Annotated in this window: 21 protein-coding genes and 5 pseudogenes; 15 read left to right on the top strand and 11 right to left on the bottom strand. The window is 59.7% G+C overall.

Annotation, left to right across the window (positions count from 1 at the left end; all coding sequences use genetic code 11):
• Window positions 1-9: 9 nt before the first annotated feature.
• Window positions 10-1,048: pseudogene (locus tag HZ993_RS11950) on the bottom strand (type IV pilus twitching motility protein PilT); the annotation flags it as partial.
• 76 nt (window positions 1,049-1,124) lie between these two features.
• On the opposite strand from HZ993_RS11950, the pseudogene HZ993_RS11945 reads away from it, so the two are divergent.
• Window positions 1,125-1,816: pseudogene (locus HZ993_RS11945) on the top strand (YggS family pyridoxal phosphate-dependent enzyme).
• Here HZ993_RS11945 and HZ993_RS25030 read toward each other — a convergent pair.
• Together HZ993_RS25030 and HZ993_RS25025 are read right to left on the bottom strand one after the other, a co-directional pair.
• Window positions 1,813-2,007, bottom strand: coding sequence for a hypothetical protein (locus HZ993_RS25030; RefSeq protein ID WP_371816987.1), 195 nt, complete (start codon window positions 2,005-2,007; stop codon window positions 1,813-1,815). The pseudogene HZ993_RS11945 and the gene HZ993_RS25030 overlap by 4 nt on opposite strands.
• On the bottom strand, window positions 2,004-2,207 hold the full coding sequence (locus tag HZ993_RS25025) for a hypothetical protein (RefSeq protein ID WP_371816986.1): 204 nt from the start codon (window positions 2,205-2,207) through the stop codon (window positions 2,004-2,006). The genes HZ993_RS25030 and HZ993_RS25025 overlap by 4 nt, the downstream gene beginning before the upstream one ends.
• Before the next feature lie 296 nt (window positions 2,208-2,503).
• Between HZ993_RS25025 and HZ993_RS24785 the strand changes: the two genes are divergently transcribed.
• The 3 genes from HZ993_RS24785 (at window position 2,504) to HZ993_RS11925 (ending at window position 4,436) form a co-directional block, all read left to right on the top strand.
• Window positions 2,504-2,731 carry an adenylate/guanylate cyclase domain-containing protein gene (locus HZ993_RS24785; RefSeq protein WP_209398132.1) on the top strand — a complete coding sequence of 76 codons (228 nt, stop codon included), beginning with the start codon at window positions 2,504-2,506 and terminating at the stop codon, window positions 2,729-2,731.
• Between the two features lie 25 nt (window positions 2,732-2,756).
• A complete protein-coding gene (locus HZ993_RS25020; protein ID WP_209398131.1) occupies window positions 2,757-3,380 on the top strand; it encodes an adenylate/guanylate cyclase domain-containing protein in 624 nt (207 codons plus the stop codon).
• 639 nt (window positions 3,381-4,019) lie between these two features.
• A complete protein-coding gene (locus tag HZ993_RS11925; protein ID WP_209398130.1) occupies window positions 4,020-4,436 on the top strand; it encodes a hypothetical protein in 417 nt (138 codons plus the stop codon).
• A gap of 21 nt (window positions 4,437-4,457) precedes the next feature.
• Here the strand turns inward: HZ993_RS11925 and HZ993_RS24775 are convergent, their stop codons facing one another.
• The 5 genes and pseudogenes from HZ993_RS24775 to HZ993_RS11905 form a co-directional block, all read right to left on the bottom strand.
• Entirely contained in the window at window positions 4,458-4,589 is a 132-nt protein-coding gene (locus tag HZ993_RS24775) for a hypothetical protein (protein ID WP_256440982.1), read from the bottom strand.
• Entirely contained in the window at window positions 4,562-5,824 is a 1,263-nt protein-coding gene (locus HZ993_RS11920) for a serine/threonine-protein kinase (protein ID WP_209398129.1), read from the bottom strand. The genes HZ993_RS24775 and HZ993_RS11920 overlap by 28 nt, the downstream gene beginning before the upstream one ends.
• Before the next feature lie 143 nt (window positions 5,825-5,967).
• The gene (locus tag HZ993_RS11915; protein WP_209398127.1) at window positions 5,968-6,240 is read right to left on the bottom strand and encodes a hypothetical protein; all 273 of its coding nucleotides are present in this window, start codon (window positions 6,238-6,240) and stop codon (window positions 5,968-5,970) included.
• Entirely contained in the window at window positions 6,213-6,788 is a 576-nt protein-coding gene (locus HZ993_RS11910; RefSeq protein ID WP_209398125.1) for a hypothetical protein, read from the bottom strand. Before HZ993_RS11910 ends, HZ993_RS11915 begins: the two co-directional genes overlap by 28 nt.
• Window positions 6,789-7,702: 914 nt before the next feature.
• Window positions 7,703-8,149 (bottom strand): annotated as a pseudogene (locus tag HZ993_RS11905) (Lrp/AsnC ligand binding domain-containing protein); the annotation flags it as partial.
• A gap of 280 nt (window positions 8,150-8,429) precedes the next feature.
• On the opposite strand from HZ993_RS11905, the gene HZ993_RS24525 reads away from it, so the two are divergent.
• From HZ993_RS24525 to HZ993_RS24760, 5 genes and pseudogenes are all read left to right on the top strand, one after another.
• Window positions 8,430-9,245 (top strand): proline dehydrogenase family protein, encoded by an 816-nt coding sequence (locus HZ993_RS24525; protein WP_245213931.1) that lies wholly within the window; start codon window positions 8,430-8,432, stop codon window positions 9,243-9,245.
• Window positions 9,200-9,774 (top strand): annotated as a pseudogene (locus HZ993_RS24520) (proline dehydrogenase family protein); the annotation flags it as partial. The gene HZ993_RS24525 and the pseudogene HZ993_RS24520, both read left to right, overlap by 46 nt.
• Window positions 9,775-9,855: 81 nt before the next feature.
• Window positions 9,856-10,590 carry an aldehyde dehydrogenase family protein gene (locus HZ993_RS24770; protein ID WP_371816998.1) on the top strand — a complete coding sequence of 245 codons (735 nt, stop codon included), beginning with the start codon at window positions 9,856-9,858 and terminating at the stop codon, window positions 10,588-10,590.
• Window positions 10,478-11,062 carry an aldehyde dehydrogenase family protein gene (locus tag HZ993_RS24765; protein WP_256440980.1) on the top strand — a complete coding sequence of 195 codons (585 nt, stop codon included), beginning with the start codon at window positions 10,478-10,480 and terminating at the stop codon, window positions 11,060-11,062. Before HZ993_RS24770 ends, HZ993_RS24765 begins: the two co-directional genes overlap by 113 nt.
• The gene (locus tag HZ993_RS24760; RefSeq protein ID WP_256440979.1) at window positions 11,029-11,334 is read left to right on the top strand and encodes an aldehyde dehydrogenase family protein; all 306 of its coding nucleotides are present in this window, start codon (window positions 11,029-11,031) and stop codon (window positions 11,332-11,334) included. Before HZ993_RS24765 ends, HZ993_RS24760 begins: the two co-directional genes overlap by 34 nt.
• 892 nt (window positions 11,335-12,226) lie before the next feature.
• Here HZ993_RS24760 and HZ993_RS11895 read toward each other — a convergent pair.
• The 3 genes and pseudogenes from HZ993_RS11895 to HZ993_RS11885 form a co-directional block, all read right to left on the bottom strand.
• Window positions 12,227-14,090: pseudogene (locus tag HZ993_RS11895) on the bottom strand (MFS transporter).
• A 114-nt stretch (window positions 14,091-14,204) separates the two neighbouring features.
• Complete coding sequence (locus HZ993_RS11890) at window positions 14,205-14,414, bottom strand: hypothetical protein (protein WP_209398123.1); 210 nt, start codon at window positions 14,412-14,414, stop codon at window positions 14,205-14,207.
• Window positions 14,402-15,010 (bottom strand): hypothetical protein, encoded by a 609-nt coding sequence (locus HZ993_RS11885; RefSeq protein WP_209398121.1) that lies wholly within the window; start codon window positions 15,008-15,010, stop codon window positions 14,402-14,404. Before HZ993_RS11885 ends, HZ993_RS11890 begins: the two co-directional genes overlap by 13 nt.
• 115 nt (window positions 15,011-15,125) lie before the next feature.
• On the opposite strand from HZ993_RS11885, the gene HZ993_RS11880 reads away from it, so the two are divergent.
• The 6 genes from HZ993_RS11880 to HZ993_RS11855 all read left to right on the top strand — a co-directional run bounded on the left by HZ993_RS11880 (window position 15,126) and on the right by HZ993_RS11855 (window position 19,073).
• Window positions 15,126-15,857 (top strand): helix-turn-helix transcriptional regulator, encoded by a 732-nt coding sequence (locus HZ993_RS11880; RefSeq protein WP_209398119.1) that lies wholly within the window; start codon window positions 15,126-15,128, stop codon window positions 15,855-15,857.
• Window positions 15,858-16,155: 298 nt separating this feature from the next.
• Entirely contained in the window at window positions 16,156-16,395 is a 240-nt protein-coding gene (locus tag HZ993_RS11875; protein ID WP_209398117.1) for a hypothetical protein, read from the top strand.
• Window positions 16,396-16,684: 289 nt separating this feature from the next.
• Complete coding sequence (locus tag HZ993_RS11870) at window positions 16,685-17,146, top strand: hypothetical protein (RefSeq protein WP_209398115.1); 462 nt, start codon at window positions 16,685-16,687, stop codon at window positions 17,144-17,146.
• 396 nt (window positions 17,147-17,542) lie between these two features.
• Window positions 17,543-17,788, top strand: coding sequence for a hypothetical protein (locus HZ993_RS11865; protein ID WP_209398113.1), 246 nt, complete (start codon window positions 17,543-17,545; stop codon window positions 17,786-17,788).
• A gap of 2 nt (window positions 17,789-17,790) precedes the next feature.
• Window positions 17,791-18,627 carry a LysM peptidoglycan-binding domain-containing protein gene (locus tag HZ993_RS11860; RefSeq protein WP_209398111.1) on the top strand — a complete coding sequence of 279 codons (837 nt, stop codon included), beginning with the start codon at window positions 17,791-17,793 and terminating at the stop codon, window positions 18,625-18,627.
• 56 nt (window positions 18,628-18,683) lie between these two features.
• Complete coding sequence (locus tag HZ993_RS11855; RefSeq protein ID WP_209398109.1) at window positions 18,684-19,073, top strand: hypothetical protein; 390 nt, start codon at window positions 18,684-18,686, stop codon at window positions 19,071-19,073.
• Window positions 19,074-20,022 lie beyond the last annotated feature (949 nt).

Raw genomic sequence — 20,022 nt, 5'->3', positions numbered from 1 at the left:
GAATAGATTACCCGGGAAATTCTCAGGGATTTTGCTTTGCCGCGCGCCTCGGCAGCGCTGATGACATTGCGTTTGACCAGCTCGGTCAGATCCTGGTCCAGCGTCTTCATACCCACACTGTTACCGGTCTGAATGGACGAGTACATCTGCGCCACCTTGGCCTCGCGGATCAGGTTGCGGATGGCACTGGTGCCCAGCATGATCTCGTGCGCCGCCACACGGCCCTGGCCATCCTTGGTCTTGCACAACGTCTGCGAAATCACCGCCTGCAGCGATTCAGACAACATGGCACGCACCATTTCCTTCTCGTCCGCCGGGAATACGTCAATGATCCGGTCAATCGTCTTGGCGGCACTCGACGTGTGCAAGGTCCCAAATACCAAGTGACCTGTTTCTGCAGCCGTCATGGCCAGACGAATGGTCTCCAGATCCCGCATTTCACCGACCAGAATACAGTCCGGGTCTTCCCGCAGCGCAGAGCGCAACGCGGCCGCAAACGACAGCGTATGTGGCCCCACCTCACGCTGGTTGACCAGACATTTCTTGGACTCGTGCACAAACTCGATAGGGTCTTCCACCGTCAGGATGTGGCCGAATTCGGTCTCGTTCAGGTAATTGACCATGGCGGCCAGCGTGGTGGATTTGCCCGAACCCGTGGGTCCGGTCACCAGCACCATGCCACGCGGCTTCAAGGCTAGGTCGCCAAAAATCTTGGGCGCGTTGAGCTGCTCCAGCGACAGAATCTTGCTCGGGATGGTCCGGAACACCGCACCGGCACCGCGGTTGTGGTTGAAGGCATTGACACGAAAGCGCGCCAGGCCGTCGATCTCAAACGAGAAGTCGATTTCCAGAAACTCTTCATAGTGTTTGCGCTGGCCGTCGTTCATGATGTCGTACACCATGCCGTGGACCTGCTTGTGGTCCAGCGCCTCCACATTGATGCGGCGCACATCGCCGTGGACGCGGATCATGGGGGCAAGCCGGCCGACAGGTGCAAGTCGGAAGCCTTGTTTTTGACGCTGAAGGCCAGTAGTTGGGTAATGTCCACGGAGTTTCCCTAGTCAGTTGGGGACAGAGCTGAAGGTCTGTCCCGCAAGTTCTTTGTTTGTTACGCTAGACTGATTATGACCATGATTGTCGAGAATCTCCACCACGTTCTAACCCGAATAACACAGGCCTGCACGCAGCCCGGGCGGCCAGGTGATGCTGTGCGGCTGCTGGCCGTTTCCAAGACCTTTGCTGCGGATGCGGTGGCCCAGGCCCATGCCGCCGGACAGACGGCGTTTGGCGAAAACTACATCCAGGAGGCGGTGGACAAGATCCAGGCCCTGCGCCACCTGCCACTGGAGTGGCATTGCATAGGCCCCATACAAAGCAACAAGACACGGCTGGTGGCGGAGCACTTTGACTGGGTACACACCATCGACCGCCTGAAGATTGCCCAGCGCCTGAGCGAGCAGCGGCCAGTGCACCTGGCGCCCCTGCAGGTGTGCATACAGGTCAATGTGGATGGGGGTGCCAGCAAGTCGGGGGTGTCCCCAAGCGATGCGCTAGCGCTGGCGCAGGCGGTGGCTGCGCTGCCCGCTTGCACCTGCGGGGCATCATGTGTATACCCGAGCCTGCTCCTGATTTTGTAGCTGCCTGTGCAGTGTTTTCGGGGGCTAGGGCACTATTTGATGAAATCAGGCAGGCTGGGATACCCCTCGACACCCTGTCCATGGGCATGAGCGCAGACCTGGAGGCCGCCATCGCCAGCGGCTCTACCATGGTGCGGGTGGGCAGTGCAATCTTTGGCCAGCGCGGCCTTACTTCTTAGGCAGGGGAAGGGTTTGACGGTGCCACAGTCGCTGCCCAACCAGCGGCCGCTGGTTTGCATGTCCATTTTTCGGGTTTGCCGCGGACCATGGAGGTGGTGGTCATCTTCATGCTGTAGGCATCGGGGCTGGTGAAGGTAACCTGGCCCTCGCCGCTGCTGGGTGGTTTGGTGCAGACGAAGGAAAACTTCATGCTGTTGCCACTGCGGGGCTGTGGGTGTGGGTGCAGTCACTCTGGTGTGGGTCTGCCTGGCGGCTGGTGACCTCATTGCGGTCTATCATTTCCTGGGTCATGCACATCTTGATGCTCATGCCGGTGCCACCGCTGGCACCCATTTGAATGCCCTGTTTGGCCATCATGTCCTGCATCATCTTGCGCTGGTCGGGTGGCATGTTTTCCATCTGTTTTGTGCCTGGGCCATGGCGGCAGACAACTCGCTGCCGGAGCCGCCTTGCATCTGTGAGGTGATCTCCCACAGGCCGGGCTTCATGGTTTGTGCACTGACCAGGCCTGCGCCGAGGATAGCAGGCAGGCTACAGTGGCAGTTTGCAATTTCATGTGGTTTTCCCCTTAAAACGGCGATTGTGGCAAAGCTTGTGCCATTTGGGAATGGTCCGACAATCACTGTATAGAATTGCCTACGCAGCTATGGCCAATACCGACCCACACCCCACACCCCGGAGAAACCGTGCTCGGCGGTTTGTCCACCACGGTGTCCACCCGGCCCACGGCCAATCTGGCGGTGTTGTTTGCCGATGTGGTGGGCAGCACCAAGCTCTACGACACGTTTGGTGATGCAACGGCCAAGCAGATGATCGACGAATGCCTGGCGGTTTTGCAGGGTGTGGTCTTGCAGTACGGCGGGCGGGTCATCAAGACCATTGGCGACGAAATCATGTGTGTTGCCCAGTGCTGATGCCGGTTGCCTGGCCGCAACCGACATGCACCACAAGATCACGGCCCTGCCCGTGGTGTCGCAGGTCAAGCGCAGCGTGCGCATAGGCTTTCATTTTGGCCCGGTCATCGAAGAAAACAACGACGTGTTTGGCGACACGGTCAACGTGGCCGCCCGTATGGCGGGCCTGGCCAAGGGTGGCCAAATCATCACCACTGGCGCCACCGTGGCTTGCATGGCGCACATGCTGCAGCTCTCTACGCGTAATATCGCCGCCCTGTCGGTCAAGGGCAAGGGTGACGATGTGGCCGTGAGTGAGGTCATCTGGCAAGGTGGTGAAGAGCTGACCATGACAACGTCCTCCTTGGCATTCACCAGCAAGGTGGTGACATTGCGCCTGGAGCATTGTCTGCAGGACCGGGCATGGGTGGTGGACAGCGCCCATGCTTCCATTGTGCTGGGGCGTGATGCCAGTTGTGACATCGTCATCGCAGACCGCAATGCATCACGCCAGCACGCCCGCATCGAATGTCGGCGCGACAAGTTTTTCTGGTTGACCAAAGCACCAATGGCACATCGGTGGTTATTGCCGATGAGGCCGAAGTGTTGTTGCGCCGCGAAGAAATTATGCTGCGCGGCAGGGGGCGTATTGGCTTTGGGCGCTCGGTGAATCTGCCGGATTCCGAGTTCGTCACCTTCACCCTGCAGGGTTAGTAGCCTCCTTACCTCACGCGGTTTTGCCGGCCAGTTTGCCACGTGCGCCGGGAGCGCTTTGCAGGCCGGCGGGTGGCAGTGCATCGAGTTTTCCACGGATGGCCGACTCGGAGCAGGCGGGAGAAAACTCACGTTAACGTCAGCACCGGTGGACCCCGCTAGGGCAAAACAGGTCTGGCCCAGCTTGGCGTTCAGTGGTTTGAGTACACCGTCGTTCACCAGGTCACTGGCATTGCCCTCGGCCAATTGCAGCTGGTACTTGCCGCCCTCGGAGGTCAGTTGTGCGTCCAGCACGTGGCGGAAACCCCGCAACTCACGCAGCAGCAACCGGGCGCTTTGGTTATCGGGCAGGCCATCCACTGTCAGGTTGACCTTTTGTGCATTGAAGTTGAAGTGCTCCAGGAAGAAGTTCTTGGAAAACTCGTCACCCACCAGCTTGCCTATCTCCGCCAGGGCCTGGTCTTCCGAAGCCCAGCTCTTGCCCGTAGGGTTGACCGTGTTCAGGTAGACCTCTTCACCCGTGGCTTTGTCGATGGCCTTTATGGTCCAGGACGTGAGCGCGGTCTTGGTGATGGTCAGGCCAGAGGCGGGCAGCTTGGCCGACAAGACCTTGAGTTTGACCTCCCCTCGATCTGGAAGTCGGAAGGTTGCACCTTGGCGCCGGCTTTACATCGCCATCAGCCGACCAGACCCTGAAACCAAAGGACTTGATACGTTCCTTTACCACGTTCTCCGCCACCATGGAGCGCTCGGCTGGCAGGGCTTGCGTGGTGTCGGCATTGCGGATCGCCATCTGGATGGAGACCTTGGGGTCGCCGTTGTTGCGGATGAACTCGATGCGTTCGTCCTGGACAGCTGGTTCAGCGACTTCTGCACGTCACGCACGCGCACCACGGCCCGCGTCTCGGTCTGCAACAGGCCGTCCTTGCCGGTGACGGCGGCGCCTTCGTGCATCACAGTTTTGATAAAGGCATTGGGCTGGGACAGGAGTTTGCGGTCCAGCACGGCATAGTTCTTGTGCAGGATTCCTTCTCTACATACAGGGCCACCGCTTTTCGACCAACTGTCGCATGGCGTCGGCGCGGGACTCGGTCTGGGCTGCGTTGGCGTCCCCGTTGAAGCGGGCATCCTTGGGGTCTACCAGGCCAATCGCGCTGATGACCATGGTGCCCGGCTCCAGCGCGAGCTCTGCTGGGCTGGTCGTCGCTGCTGGTGTGGTGGCGGGTGTTGCAGCGGTGGACACGGCACCGCTGGCGCCTGCCTGCTGCGCCACGACGGCGCTGCTGCCACCGCCCGCACTGCCGCCGCGGCTAAGCATGTAACCGCCCCCGCCCACAATGGCCGCGCCGATGACGGCCACGGTTGCAACCAGTGCCGCATTGATTTGCTTTTGCCGGCGTTAGCCGATGCGCCTGCAGCGGTCTGCTCCCACAGCGGCGGCGGGCTGCCTTTGGAGCCGGCGCTGGCAGCCGGTTGTGCCGCTGCCTTGGCGGGGGCAGACGCGACGGCCGGTGCGGCTGCGACGGGCGCCACGCTCAGCTCGGTACGGTCAGGGTCTGCGGCCGCCGTGGACGCACTTGCCGCTGCGCCTCCCAACGTGGTCTTGATGGCCTGCGCAAACTCTTGCGCGGTCTGGTACCGCTCGTCCGGGTTCTTGGCCATGGCCTTCTTGACCACCGCGTCGAAGGCTGCGGGCAGGGCCACATTCAGCAGCGAAGGCGCCAACGGCTCCTCGTGCAGTACCTTGTACATGATGGTGGTGGAGTTGCCGGTAAACGGCTTCTCGCCCGTCAAAAACTGGTACAGGATGACGCCGCACGAGAAGATATCGCTGCGTCCATCGACCGGCTGGCCCATGAACTGCTCGGGCGACATATAAGCCGGGGTACCCATCACGGTGCCCACTTGTGTCAGCTCGGATTTTTCGACACGGGCAATGCCAAAGTCGGCCACCTTGACCTTGCCATCGGCCAGCACAATCAGGTTGGCGGGTTTCATGTCGCGGTGCACCACGCCATTGGCATGGGCGTGGGCCAGCGCGTCCAGAATCTCGCCCATCAGGCGTTCCACGTCCTTCAGGGCAAAACGTTCGTTGGCCTCAAAGAATTCGCGCAGCTCCTTGCCTTTGACAAACTCCATGGCGATATAGGCCACACGCTGGCGCGCCTGCTGCGCCGCCTCGCCGGCCACCATGGTGTGGTCTTCATCGACCACCGCTTCCCCATAGTCGTAAACCGCCACGATGCCCGGGTGGTTGAGCCGACCGGCTGCCTGGGCCTCCCGCTTGAAACGGGCCAGTACCTGCGCGGCCTCTTCTGCCTGCAGCTGCTGCGGCAGGATGGTTTTGATGGCGACGGTGCGTTCTATGACCGGGTCGAAACCCTCATACACAATGCCCATCGCCCCTTGCCGAGCTCGCGGCGGATGGCGTATTTGCCGAGTTGGGTCAGAGTATTCATGGTGCGAGCGCCGCTGGGCCCCCAGGCGCGAGAGCCCCTCGGGGGCAGTGAAGTACACGAAGTGACGAGCGTGGGGGTCATGTTTTATTTATGTTTTGCGTCGATGTCCCACACCAGGGTTTGGACCAGGCGCTGCACCATGGTGTCCAGGCCCACGCCACCCTTGGCGGATTCGGAGACTCCCATTACGCTGGTGGCGGTTGCGCCCACTTCCATCTTTAGGTCTTTGTAGCCCTGTGCCACTTGCTCAGTGGTGTTGGCGTCCATGATTTTGTAACGCATGCCGATCAGCCAGACACCGGTGCTGTCTGCCGTCTGCACAGAGCCCGCTACGGTGCCGGCGGCAGAACCGGCCATACTGCCACCGCCAAAGATGGACAACAAGCCGCCCACTGCACGGCCGTCAAAACCCTTTTGTTCTCGGCGATCTGTTCCGCCTTGAGAATGTCAAATTTCAGAATCCACTTGGTGGACTTGAGCTTGCCCATCTGCATGGTCTTGCGCGCGGCGGCCGGGTCGCCCAGGTTGTAGGCCAGCGAGATTTCATTCACCAGCGGCCCCAGGTCGGTGCGCTCCAGCACGGGGAAGTTGGCGTTGGACAATTCCAGCTCGGCAAAGTCTGCAATGTTGTTGGGCAGAAAACGCTGTGTGAAGCTCGCGTTGTTGCTCTTGATCTCGCCGGGGATAACGATCAAGGCCGGGCCGCGGCGGCCTTTGTTGCTGTACTCGACCTCGCGGTAGGCGGCAGCGTCTGCTGCGGCGTTGGCCTTGTCCGATGTGGATGAACCGGCTGTGGGCGAGGGGTTGCCAAAGGTGGGTTGGGCCTGCACCGTGCTGCCCAGGGCACACAGGGTTAACAGCGCCGATACGGCGAGGTTCTTGAAGGGTTGGAACTGCTGGCTCATTGACTTAACTCCAAAATAAACATACCAAAATCTGCCACGGTTGGAACCGTAACCCATCACTGCCACTTTCGACTCAGCCGCCTACGCGGCAATAGTCACCGTACAACTGCGCGACCACTTCATCGGCCTTTCGTTGACAAGGGTCAGGGCCAAACCCGCAGTATCCATACCGGCGTAACTGGCATTCTCTGCACTGGCCTGCGCCAGCGCACGCTGGCGTCTGTCAAGGTGAAGTTCATGCGGATGTGGACCTGGTTGACGCGGACGATTCGGTTGTAGGCGGTCTCGGTGGAGATCAATCCGCGCAGTATGTACTGTGCCGCCAGGCGTTTGGAAGCGCTCAGTGCAGCGTCCGGTTCGTTCTTGAAATAGGCGTCGATTTCGGCTTGGGCGACCTGGGCCTTGATCTGGCCCTGGGTTACTGTCTTGAGGCCCACGCGTTGCAGACGGGCGTTGAGGGTATCAAAAGGCCCGCCGTAGGCGGACTGGTTGGCCTTGACATACCCGTTATGGCTTTCGCCGATCAACACCATGACCTTCTGGTTCTTGATCTTGCTGCGGCAGGGGCTGGACAGTATGGCCTGCACGCGGGTAGGTTTCGGCCTCGCTTTGCTGGTCGGCCGTGTCTTCATTGGAGAACTTGAAACCCTGGTTTGGGCCAGCGCGCACAGGGTGGCTGCTGCAAACAGGACGATCAGTGCATGGCGCATGGTAGGGTCCAGAGATGGGGCAAACAAAGCGTTATTGCCGGGGTGGAGCTTAAAGGGAACTAACGGGGTACGCCACGGTATCGGCTTGCGGGTTTTCCCTCGGAACAATAAATTATAGGGAGCGGTTTTCTGCTGTTGTATCAGCCATGTATCAGTATGCACACGACTGCCTTGGCTTTCAAAACAACGTGAGTTGGGTGGTGTTTTGACTTCTTCCATGACCGGGTAGGTGCGGGTTTCGCGCACGCCGGGCAACTGCCACAACACGGTACCGGCAAAGTCGCGGTAGGCGGCCATATCGGCCATGCGGGTTTTGAGCAGGTAGTCAAAACCACCGGCCACCATATGGCATTCCATGATTTCGCCGCGCACTTGTACTGCGGCTTTGAAGGCTTCGAACACGTTGGGGTGGTGCGGTCCAGCAGCACTTCTACAAACACCATCATGCCGGCGCCCAGTTTGAGGGGGTTGAGGCGTGCCTCGTAGCCGAGGATGTAGCCGTCTTTGGTGAGTCTCTGCACGCGTGCCAGAACTGCGGTGGGGAGAGGGATACGGTTTCTGCCAGCTTGAGGTTGGAGACGCGGCCGTCTTCCTGTAGGCAGGTCAGGATTTTAGGTCTATGCGGTCTAGGTCTGATGTATGGGTTGCCATGGTTGCTTGCTTGCTTTGGGGGCTTGGGTGCGGCCGGCCGGTGTGTGTTTTGCTCCGTGTCCCCGCCCTTCGGGCCTCCTTTACCTGCGCAAAACACACACCGGCCGGCCACACCCAAACCTTGCGGATAGGCATGCGATCCGAGCTGAGTCGAATATATGTCGGCCTAATGATCAAATTTTAGTGAGAAATTGCAGATCTATTCGACGAATATAGCGACATCGTTAGTTTTGTAGTCCAAAACCAGTCCGTCCGGCAAGTAAACCAACAGGAGCCTCTCATGCCCGTCCCGCAACGCCTGCCTTTCCCCTACCGCCCTGAAGCCTCTGTGGTTGCCCACCACCTGCAGACCGTGAGCCAGGCTTTGGACTGGGCAGACGCGGCGCGCTCTGCCGCACCCTGGGTGCAGGCCGTGCGTGACAACCCGCCGCCGTTTTGGGCCATGGAGAGCCTGCTCAAGGAATACCCCATTTCCAGCGCCGAAGGTCTAGCCCTGATGCGCCTGGCCGAGGCGCTGTTGCGCGTGCCGGATGCCGAGACCGCCATTGCGCTGACCGCCGATCAACTGGGCCGTGCCGACTTTGATGGCAGCGGCGACAAGGTGCTGGCGCGCCTGTCCAGCACGGCCATTGCGATGTCGAAACACTTCCTGCCGGGTGCTGCCGATGGCAATGCCAAGAGCGAACCTGGGTTGATGGGCAAGCTGGGCGCCAAGACGGTTGTCGCTGCCACGCTGCGCGCTGTGCAGTTGCTGGGCCGCCAGTTTGTGCTGGGCCAGAACATGAAGGAGGCGCAGCGCGAGGCCGACAGCGCCCGCAAACATGCCAACCTGACCTTCAGCTACGACATGCTGGGCGAGGGTGCGCGCACCGACGAGGATGCGCTGCGGTATCTGCAAAGTTATGCCGATGCTATTGATTCAATAGCTGCTAAGGCAGATAAGACGGTGGCTCTGGAGAAGAATGACGGTATCTCCATCAAGCTGAGTGCATTGCACCCACGTTACGAAGACGCCCACAGTACACGCGTCATGGCCGAGCTGGTGCCCGCGTGTGGGGCCTGTGCCAGCGCGCCGCTGCCGCCAATATCAATCTGACCGTGGACGCCGAAGAGGTGGACCGTCTGGAGTTGTCGCTGGAGCTGTTTGAAGCCCTGGTTGCCAAGGTGGCCGAGCACCACCCCGCATGGGGCGGTTTTGGCCTGGCCATGCAGGCCTACCAGACCCGTTCACTGGATCTGATTGGCCACATCACCACGCTGGCACGCCGCTACAAGGTGCGCCTGATGTGCCGCCTGGTCAAGGGCGCGTATTGGGATGCTGAAATTAAGCGCGCCCAGGAATTGGGTTTGCCGCACTACCCTGTGTTCACACACAAGCACCACACCGATGTGTCCTATCTGGCTTGCGCCAGCGCGCTGTTAGCGGCACCGGATGCGGTCTACCCCAGTTCGCCACGCACAACGCCGCCACCATTGCCGCCATCCTGCAAATGGGCGCCAAGACCGGTGCCAAGTTCGAGCTGCAGCGCCTGCACGGCATGGGTGAGGGCGTGTACCGCGAGGTGCTAAAGAACCCGCTGGTCACCTGCCGCGTTTACGCCCCCGTGGGCGCACACCGCGACCTGCTGGCCTACCTGGTGCGCCGCTTGTTGGAGAACGGTGCCAACTCGTCGTTTGTGCACCAGTTGGCGGATGAGTCCGTGGGCATGCAAGAGCTGCTGATTTCTCCGCTGCGCCTGGAGCCCCATTCCAGCCTGCCACTGCCTCCGGTTCTGTTTGGTGCCCACGCTGGTGCCCGCAAAAACAGCACGGGTCTGGACCTGACCGTGCCCACCATGCGCGAGCCGTTGATGGCCGCGCTGGCCAGCACCACCGTGCCCGTGGTGCCGGAGTTCAACACGCAGAACACGGCCAGCGCCTTTGCCGCCGCCCATGCCAGCTACAAACAATGGAGCAAGACGGCAGTGGCCGAGCGCGCCACCGTCCTGCGCCGCGCTGCTGACACCATGCTGGAGCAAACCCCTGCCTTCTGCGCGCTGCTGGTCAAGGAAGCGCACAAAACCTGGGGCGACGCGGTGAGTGAAGTGCGCGAGGCGGTGGACTTTCTGCGCTACTACGCCGACGAAGCCGAACGCATCATGCAACCCATGGCCATGCCCCAAGTCCACGGCGTGCCACCCGCGCTGGCCAGTTACGCCTTTGGTGTAACCGGCGAGACCAATACCTTGTCGCTGACCGCGCGTGGTGTGTGGGTCTGCATCAGCCCGTGGAATTTCCGCTGGCTATTTTGTCGGCCAGGTTGCCGCGGCCTTGGCCACCGGCAACACCGTGCTGGCCAAACCGGCCGAGCAAACGCCGGGCGTGGCCCAGGTTGCCGTGCAACTGATGCATGCCGCGGGTGTGCCTGCGGATGCCCTCCAACTGCTGCACGGTGCGGGTGAAACCGTGGGCGCAGCCCTGGTGGCCCAGCCTGGCGTTGCTGGTGTGGTGTTCACCGGCTCCACCCAGGTTGCCAAGATCATCAACCGTGCGCTGGCCGCCAAAGACGGCGCGATTGTTCCGCTGATTGCCGAAACCGGCGGCATTAACGCCATGGTGGTGGACTCCAGCGCCCCGCCCGAGCAGGTGGTCGATGCGGTGGTGCAAAGCGCCTTCCGCAGCGCCGGACAACGCTGCTCCGCGCTGCGCCTGTTGTGTGTGCACGCTGCTATTGCTGATGGTGTCATCGCCATGCTCAAAGGTGCAGCCAGCGAGCTGGTGGCCGGTGATACGGCCGATCTGGCCACTGATGTGGGCCCCGTCATCGACGCGGAAGCGTATGACAACATCCAGAAGCACATTCAGCGCCTGCGCCTTGAGGAAAAAGTGCTTCTAGCCCCGTGGAATCTAATCAACATGCTAGTAAAAACGTAGCAAATCTGATCGCGCCCCACGCGTTCGAGGTGGACAGCATTGCGGATGTGAAGGCCGAAATCTTCGGCCCGGTGCTACAGGTGGTGCGCTGGAACGGCGACCCCGCCGACATCATCGCCCAGGTCAATGCACTGGGTTATGGCCTGACCTGCGGCATCCAGACCCGCATCGACAGCCGCGCCCAGGCCCTGGCCCACGCGGCCCATGTGGGCAACATCTACATCAATCGCAACATGATTGGTGCCGTGGTGGGTGTGCAGCCTTGGTGGTGAAGGCCTATCGGGAACTGGCCCCAAGGCCGGGGCCCGCACTACCTGTACCGATTCTGTGCCGAGCAGACGATTACCGTGAACACGACGGCGGCGGGGAAATGCGGCGCTGCTGGCCAGCGTGCATTGAGACTTTCTTGTTGAATGAGCGAGTGTTTGCGGCGATTGCCCGGGGCGATTTTCGACTCGGGCAATCGGAAAAAGTCTGATCAAACACATTGCTGACCTACGCTTTGCTCCGAGGCAGCCCTAGAAGTCGGCTGCCAAGGTATTCATCATCGGGTAAATGCAGATGCCTCTGCAAAGAAGCAAACGTCGGGGATGGAGTCCGACATCCAGTTTCCACTTCGCTTCAAACTTGCTTCCGAAAAGCCGAATATGTAAGGCAGCTCAGGCCAAAGAGGTTTCGCCGCAAATGCAACTGAAACGTGAGGGTATTGGTGAGACTGCAAAGTCGCAAGTTCCTTCCAACGACGACGATGTAGCGTTCTAAATGCTGGTCTTGAAAGTGATATGGAACCTGTGTGAATAGGCTGTTTTTTCTTCGTCTATACACACAGTCCCATTGTGATGATAGGACAAAGGCAAACCGAACCGGTTTGACCAATCACCCTGTAGCTTGTAGCGCGCTACGCGATTGTCAAATGCGGCTTGAATCCTGGCGACATCATGGTCGCTAATTGGACGACAACTGATCCGAACGAGATTCATATTCTTTCGTTTAGGTAGGACTTACCAAGTCATACGAGGAGCAGATACGCAATCGGCTTTTGAACTTCAGCTTTTGCGCAGTCGTCTTTCTGATACTCCGAAACTGAATTTCAGCCTCCCCGACGAATGCCCACTTCCGCCGCCCCCTGCAGCCCAAAACCAGCTTCAGGCTGCAACCAGAAAACTAGGCCCCCAACAGCTGATGCACCCGTTGCTGCAACACCGCCGGCTGCACCTCCTGCGGCGCCAGCGGCGCACCCACATTCAGCCCCACGCGGCTCAAGATACCGCGGCGGAAAGGCCGCACCATGGCGCCGCCTTGCTCCACCCGGCTGAAGAACGAACCCCACAGGTTGGTCAGCGCCATGGGGATCACCTGCACCGCTACACCCTGTTGTGTGGTGCGCTCCAGAATCTTCATGATGCCGCCCTTGAATTCCTGCAGCGTGCCGTCGCGGGTGATGCCGCCTTCGGGGAAGATGCACAACAAATCACCTTCCTTCAACACCGCGGCGGCGGCATCAAAAGCGGCTTCGTAGGCTTTGGGGTCTTGTGCGCGCGGCGCAATCGGAATCGCCTTGGCCAGGCGGAACAACCAGCCCAGCACCGGCACCTTGAAGATGTTGTGGTCCATGATGAAACGGATGGGCCTGGGGCTGGCCGCCATCAGCAGCACGGCGTCGATAAAACTCACGTGGTTGCACACCAGGATAGCGGCGCCCGTGGTGGGGATGTGTTCGTCACCATTCACCTTGAAGCGGTAGATGAAGCGCGACAACACCCAGGCCACAAACCGCAGCAGGTACTCGGGCACCAGCATGAAGATGTAGAAGGCCACCACAGCATTGGCCAGGCCGGTGAACAGGAAAATCTCTGGAATGGTGAAGCCACTCTTGAGCAGGGCACCGGCAATCACCGAACTTCCAATCATGAACAGCGCGTTCAGAATATTGTTGGCCGCAATGATGCGGGCGCGGTGGGTGGGCTGGCTGCGCAACTGGATCAGCGCATACATGGGCACGCTGTACAGCCCGGCAAACATACTCAGCAGGGCCAGGTCGGCCATTACACGCCAGTGTGCGGCTTGCGACAAAAACGCCGACAGGCCCATGATCTCGGACGTTGGCAGGCCGCGGGTCGCAAAGTACAAATCCACCGCAAACACACTCATGCCGATGGCGCCCATGGGTACCAGGCCAATTTCCACATGGCGCTTGCTCAGCATCTCGCACAGCAGAGAGCCCGTGCCAATACCGATGGAAAACACCAGCAGCAGCAGCGACGCCACCTGTTCATTGCCATGCAAAACTTCTTTGGCCAGGCTGGGGAACTGGCTCAAAAACACGGCGCCAAAAACCACATCCAGCTGATGCCCAAGAGCGAACGGAACACCACCAGGTTGCCATGGGCGAGCTTCAGGTTGCGCACCGTTTCGCTGATGGGATTCCAGTTGATCTGCAGGCCGGGGTCGGTGGCCGGTGCCTTGGGGATGTAGCCCGCACCCACACGCCCCACGACTGCCATTACCAGGCAGGCCACGGCCACGGTCTCATGGCCAATGGACGGAATGGCCACCAGCAGGCCACCGACCACATTGCCCAACAGGATGGCGACAAAGTGCCCATCTCCACCATGCCGTTGCCGCCGGTCAGTTCACGTTCGTTCAGCACCTGTGGCAACAGCGCAAACTTGACCGGGCCAAACAGTGTGGAATGCACCCCCATCAAAAACGTGCACAGCAACAACACGGGCACGTTGTCACGGATGAAACCGTAGGCCGCAATCAGCATGATGGCGATCTCCAGGTTTTGACAAACCGGATCATCAGCGTCTTGTCGTACTTGTCGGTCAACTGTCCAGCCGTGGCCGAGAACAGCAGAAACGGCAGGATGAACAATGCGCCAATGGTCAGGCCCGCCATCGCAGGGGTAACCAGTCCACACTCAGCTGGTAGGTCACCATCACCGTGAAGGCGAACTTGACAGGTTGTCGTTGGCAGCGCCCGAGAACTGGGTCCAGAAGAAGGGCGCAAAGCGGCGCTGGCCCAGGAGCGCAAACTGGTTGGTGTGCGTGCCCGGCCGGGCCGGTCACGGTGGCCGCCGCGGGTGTCAGTGTTTCTGTATTCACAGGTTTGTCCTCAGGTCGGTTGTTGTTCTGCGTATTTAGGTTCGTTCGGCCGTGGCTAGCCAAAAGCGGGTCCCACCGGAATACGCGCCATTTTGCATGACGGCGATGACCGGCCAGGCCGCCATCGCCGCGGCCATGTGTTTCAGCGTGTGGCCGGACACCAGGCCATCGGTCCACGCCAGGATGTGGTGGTCGCCCAGCTCCAGCAGTTTGGCCAGTGCATACCAGGCGATTACCTCGCCCAAGGGGATGACCCAGGCGCCAACCCGGGTTTACGCAGCGCCATCACCACAACCAACAGCATGCCACCACCTTGCAACACCGACCAGGGTAGCAGGTTTCCGGTCATGGCCCATACGCCGACTGCGATGAGGCCCAGAGTCAGCACGGCAGCAGCCGTCCATGCTCCGGCCCGGTCGCTGATTCGGTCGATCGCTGCCAAGCCCAGCAGGCCAGCAAAGGCCATCAGCATGCCCAATCGGTCGATGGCCAGGCCACTATCGTCGGGTTGCAGGTGGTACCAGGTGGAACACAGCGCAGTCAAAATCAGGCCTGTAAAAACAGCTTGGACAGGTCGCGCTGTGTTTCTTCGGTCACAAAGACCGCACGGGGCGCGGCGCGTCTGTAGAACGCAGGCGCACCAGCCCCAGACACCGAACAGTGCAAACGGAAGATTGCTCAGCACATCCATCGCAAAGGGCAGGCCCCACAGCGTGCGCTGGTCGGCAAAGGCGTGGTAGTCGGCATACTGCGCCACAGCCGGGCCAAGGCAGGCTACGGCGATAGCGAGGGTCAGCGCAGTCACAAGGCCGGATTCAGAACGGGTCAGCCGGATTTTCATCAAAAGGCTCCAAGGTGGATGAGGCCGCCAGTGTGTTGCTGAGGCCCACCCAATACCGTGCAAATTCTGATACAAGCTTGCGCTAAAGTACGAAAAGTATCAATAATTGATACCTATGAGCACCACCGCCGACCTTGTATCCGCCCTGAAGCACGAGCTTAAGGCCGCCCGCATGACCTATGCCGACCTAGCCGTTGCCATGGGCATGGCCGAATCCAGCATCAAACGCATGTTGGCCAAGGGTGATATGCCGCTGTCGCGCATAGACGCCATCTGCCGCGCCCTCAAGCTGGACTTTGCCGATCTGGCCCGCCGTGTGGCCGACGCACAGCCGCTCTTGGCCCAGCTGACGCAGGAGCAGGAGCGCGCCGTGGTGGCCGACAAGAAGCTGCTGCTGGTGGCCATCTGTGTGCTCAGCCAGTGGACGCTGGAGCAGATCGTGGCCAGCTACCGCCTGACCGAGGCTGAATGCATTGGTTACCTGGCCCAGCTGGACCGCATCGGCATCATCGAGCTGCGCCCACTCAACCGCTACCGCCTCAAGCTGGCCAAGGCCTTCCGCTGGCGCCCGCACGGGCCGGTGATGGATTACTTCCGCGACAACGCGCTGTTGGACTATTTCTCGGGTGGTTTTGACGGCGCGGGCGAAGGCCTGCTGCTGGTGCACGGCTCGGTCAGCCGCAGCCTGGCGCCGTCTTTTATGGAGCGTATGCAGCGTGTGGCGCAAGACTTTGCACAACAGCACCTGGCCGACCAGAAACTGCAGGACAAGGACCGCGAGGGCTACACGCTGCTCTTGGCCATGCGCAGTTGGGAGTTTGAGGCCTTTGGTGCCTTGCGCCGTTGAATACTATAAATTCGATAGCGTTACCGTGATATTCGACGGGGCTAGAGCCACACCTTCCGCATAGCGTTTTGTAAAATGCCTCTTCCCCCTGTTTTGAGGCAAATCGGCAACCGTTGCAAGCGGTGAAGGTCAACTCAAAAATGTGGCTACCCCTACATCTGTAGGGTGTTCAAAACAAACACGCTCAATCAAAATAACCGCTCGTGCGGACTCTGCATCAAAGCAAAGCCACGGAGGGCGTGTCCGGTCAAACCGGCACGCAGGCGTAAACCAAGAAAGATAGAAAGAAGCCCCGAGGATGTACGACTACTCACGCTACGACACCCCAGGCTACCAATCGGGCATATCAGACACAGACATTACGAACTTCTATCTTGCGCACGCAGGCGATGCAGCAGCCATCAATGCAGCCATGGCCCAATACGGCGTCAGTGCAGACCGCGTAGCCGCACTCACCGGCTGGCGTTCGGCGCAGGCAGAACCTGTTGAGGTGTGGGTGTCCGGGAACCGACTTCACCCGCGCCCCCGGCCGCAGTAACAGTTGCAGCAACCCCTGCAGTGTCGGATGCCGCCATCGTGAGCTTCTACCAAGCCCACGCCGGAGATGCAGCAGCCCTCAACGCCGCCATGGCCCAACACGGAGTCAGCGCAGAGCGTGTAACGGCCCTCACCGGCTGGAACCCAACACAGGCAACACCCACAACACCGTCTCCCACCACACAACAAGCCGCATCGACACCAACACCAACACCAGAACAGCAACGCCGACAAGCGATGGCTGACTACTGGAACCAACACAAAACGACCCCGCCAAAATCTATGAAGGCATGCAGGCCAACAACATAGGAGTCAACGAGGCCGCCCAGTTTATAGGTGTCACACCGACGGACATGGCCAACTACCTGAACTCCGGCCGCTACGCAGGCAGCGTAAGCACGGGTGCCGGGGACAATCTAGACATCCGTGACATCTACAAATACGAAGAAGTACACCGAGAACCTCAGACCCGTGCAGAGTTTGAAACCACCATTGAGCCCTGGATGCTGGACACCAATGGCCGCTTCAAAGGGCCCAATGACGGAGTCAACTACCGCTGGGAGGGCATGACACCCGACGAAGTGTTCCAATCCTGGCAACCAGTCCCCTTTGACCCCAGTATGGCGCGTGATGGCGCTGACGGCACGCAGCCGCAAATTTGTTACCTGCCGGGTCAAGCACCCTACGACCCGATCAATCTCCATTGGGAGCCCGGTTATGACAACGGAGGGGCGTATTGGGTGGCATGGTGAGGGCCGTAGGCAATCTAGGCACCGGAGTTGCCAAAACCCCGCCCTCATGATGGCGCTGACAGCCGGAGTCGTTAATCCCTTCATCAGCACCATCGGCCAAACTGCGGGTGCAGGCACTGCCCTGAACACCATAGGCAACATCCTGAATACCCCAGGAGTGACTTCGGGGCTCATGAACTTCGTGCGCACCGGTGACCTGGGCTCATCCTTTGTGGCAGGCGTAACGAGTTGGGCCGGCGGTTTGGCCAGCGGCGAGATCTCCGACAGTATTGTTGACTTGACGAGCATGCCCGTAGACACCGCGCGGGTACTGGGTGGCATGACGTTTACGGCGATGACGGACGGGGACCTCATGGGGTCATCAACAGCGGCGCCTCCACTGCGAGTTCCATGGCCATGCGTACACCCGCCTCCACACCGGGCGGTGCGTTGTTTGCAAATGACGATGTGGCTGCCCTGGACCCCTCACAGGTTACGGCTACACAACCCGGCACTGCGTACAACGATGCAAATCTGATTGGCAATCCGTACACCAATGGTGATGCCGGGCTAACTTTCGCCCAGGACACTGCTGCCCGTACCGTAGCAGCAGACCCGCTGAACATTCGCGGCATGGGGATACAAACCTATCGACCTCCGTAGACGTGCAAGCCGACTTCCGCGCCAGCGAGCGCGACTACCGCAGCAGTACAGAGACCAGTGTTTCTGGTCGAACGCACGTGGTGCAGGCCGATGACAACATCTCAACGATAGTGGGTAGCAGCCATCCGCAGGCCGTGGGCAACTTCATGGCCGCCAATGGCATGAGCACCGATAGGCTCAATGTAGGTGACACCGTCTTTGTGCCTGATAGCTGGCAGGCCTATGGTGACCAGTCCACGCAAGGCCAAGGCGCGCTCAACGCGGGCAATGTGCGCATTGCGGCTGCGAACCAGAACAACGCGGCCAATGAGCACTGGGAGTTCTTTGGCGCTGGCAACACTGGCGCAACAACAGCTGCGCCCGGCTCGTTTGAGGCATTGAGCCAGGCAGCGCCTAGCGGGCAGCAGAACCTGATTGTCGACAACACAGGGCGCACGCAACCGAACCTGGCTTGGGTTGGAGTAAATGGCGAAGCGAACGCCGTGCCACCCTACTACCGACAGCCGGACAGCAATGAAATTACTGCACCTATCCCGGCAGTGAAAGATTTCTGGAGGGCGGGAACCGATGTGCCGTTGGCGCAGATGGGTGACTTGCAGCGGATCATCGACAACCCGCAAAGTACATGGTGGGAGGTCATGGGAGCCCGGATGGGTGTGGCTCATCTTTCCGATGTTGTTCTGGCCGCGGAGTTCATGCCATCAAGCCCTTTGGATATCGTCGCAACTGTGGCTGGGCTGCCGGGGACACTGAGGGAGGCTCACTGCTGGCGGATGGCCCAGGTGGGTTGCAAGCAGCAACAGGGGCAAATACGGAAATTCGCGGAATTTCTGGGATAGGTAGTCCCGCTCGCGGTGAGGTCGCAAGGCGCTTAACAGATCCGGAAATCGCTCATGTGCAGAATGCATGGAGTGAACTTGGCGGCGATCCGGCACTATTGCGCATCAACGAAGGGCCATTTACCGGTGTATCAGACAGAGGTGTCGTCTACGTTCGCGGCGATGTCTTCCCAACGACTTCTGACAGCCTTCACCCAACTGCAAGTCTTTCAGTTCGAGAAACCCTTGCCCATGAAATGGGGCATCTTGAATATCGTGACACCGGGGTTGCACCGCGTGCCTGGAATGATGAATTTCGGGCAAGCTATTGGGCGTCGAAAAATGTCCCAGGTCTGACCGAACTCGAACAAAGAAATTTGGTTATTGACGCTGCACAGCGTGCTACGGATGCTGGTCAGCAGATTAATATGAACAACTATATGCGGAGCTTGATTTATGGATTCTAAGAAGAGTGATCGGCCAGTGTTCAGCGATGCCGAGTATCAGCAAGCACATGCAGCCTATGAGGCGTACAAGATGAATGGCGCCACAAAACTCCGCTGCTTGCGCTGTGGCTCGTCATTTCGATTCACTGGTGGCGATGGCGGGTTGGAAATTCGTTGCGAGACTGGCGGCTGCTTCGTTGAACGAATTCGAGGTATTTGACGAAGAATGTAGAGAGTTGGGGCAAATACAGCAACCTCGACCACGACGTCTATGGTGCCACTGATGCTGCTTATTGAACGTGCCGCAATGTCCAAAGCTGCTTCAGCATAGTTTGGTCTGACAGCAAATTGGAGCGCCGTGTCCTCTATAGAGGCGCCATCTCCGGTGCGGCAAGATCGTAGGTGAGCTAGGTCTTCACTATTGCTGAAGGGAAGCAGCAGGGGTTTAGTTTGTATGCGTTCGTTGGGTTTTGTCGCGTTGGCAGCTCTTGGCCATGCGCAGCTGGGAGTTTGAAGCCTTTGGCGCCTTGCGTCGCTGAATACTATAAAAGTGATAGCGATGCCGTGAGATTCGACGGGGGCTAGAGGCCAAACAGGCTTAAGACCCTCAGTCATTATCCAATGAGGTTTGATCCTGAACGGTTTTCTGATTCCAACGAGGTTTGATCCTCAGGCGATTCAGTAAATTGGAACCGGCGGCAGGTAGCGAAGCCAGTCGATCATCAATGAATGGTGATTGACATGAACCTATTGAAGCTCAAAACGATGGCGCAGTTGCGCCAGTTTTGGACAGTACACAGGCTTTGGAGTTCGCAAGCCTGGCCGACACCACAGCGTGCTACGCCCATGTCGCGCAGACCATCCAACGCTTCGCCTACGCCAGCCTGTGTCGCACGGATCGTTCCGTGGTGCTGCGCTACCTGGAACGCACCAGCGGCTACTCCAGCGCACAGGTCAAACGCCTGGTATC

Origin of the sequence: Rhodoferax sp. AJA081-3 (genome assembly GCF_017798165.1) — a bacterium.
Lineage (GTDB): Bacteria > Pseudomonadota > Gammaproteobacteria > Burkholderiales > Burkholderiaceae_C > Allorhodoferax.
The sequence above is the reverse complement of the archived record's forward strand: the minus strand, read 5'-3'. Positions and strand labels throughout refer to the sequence as shown.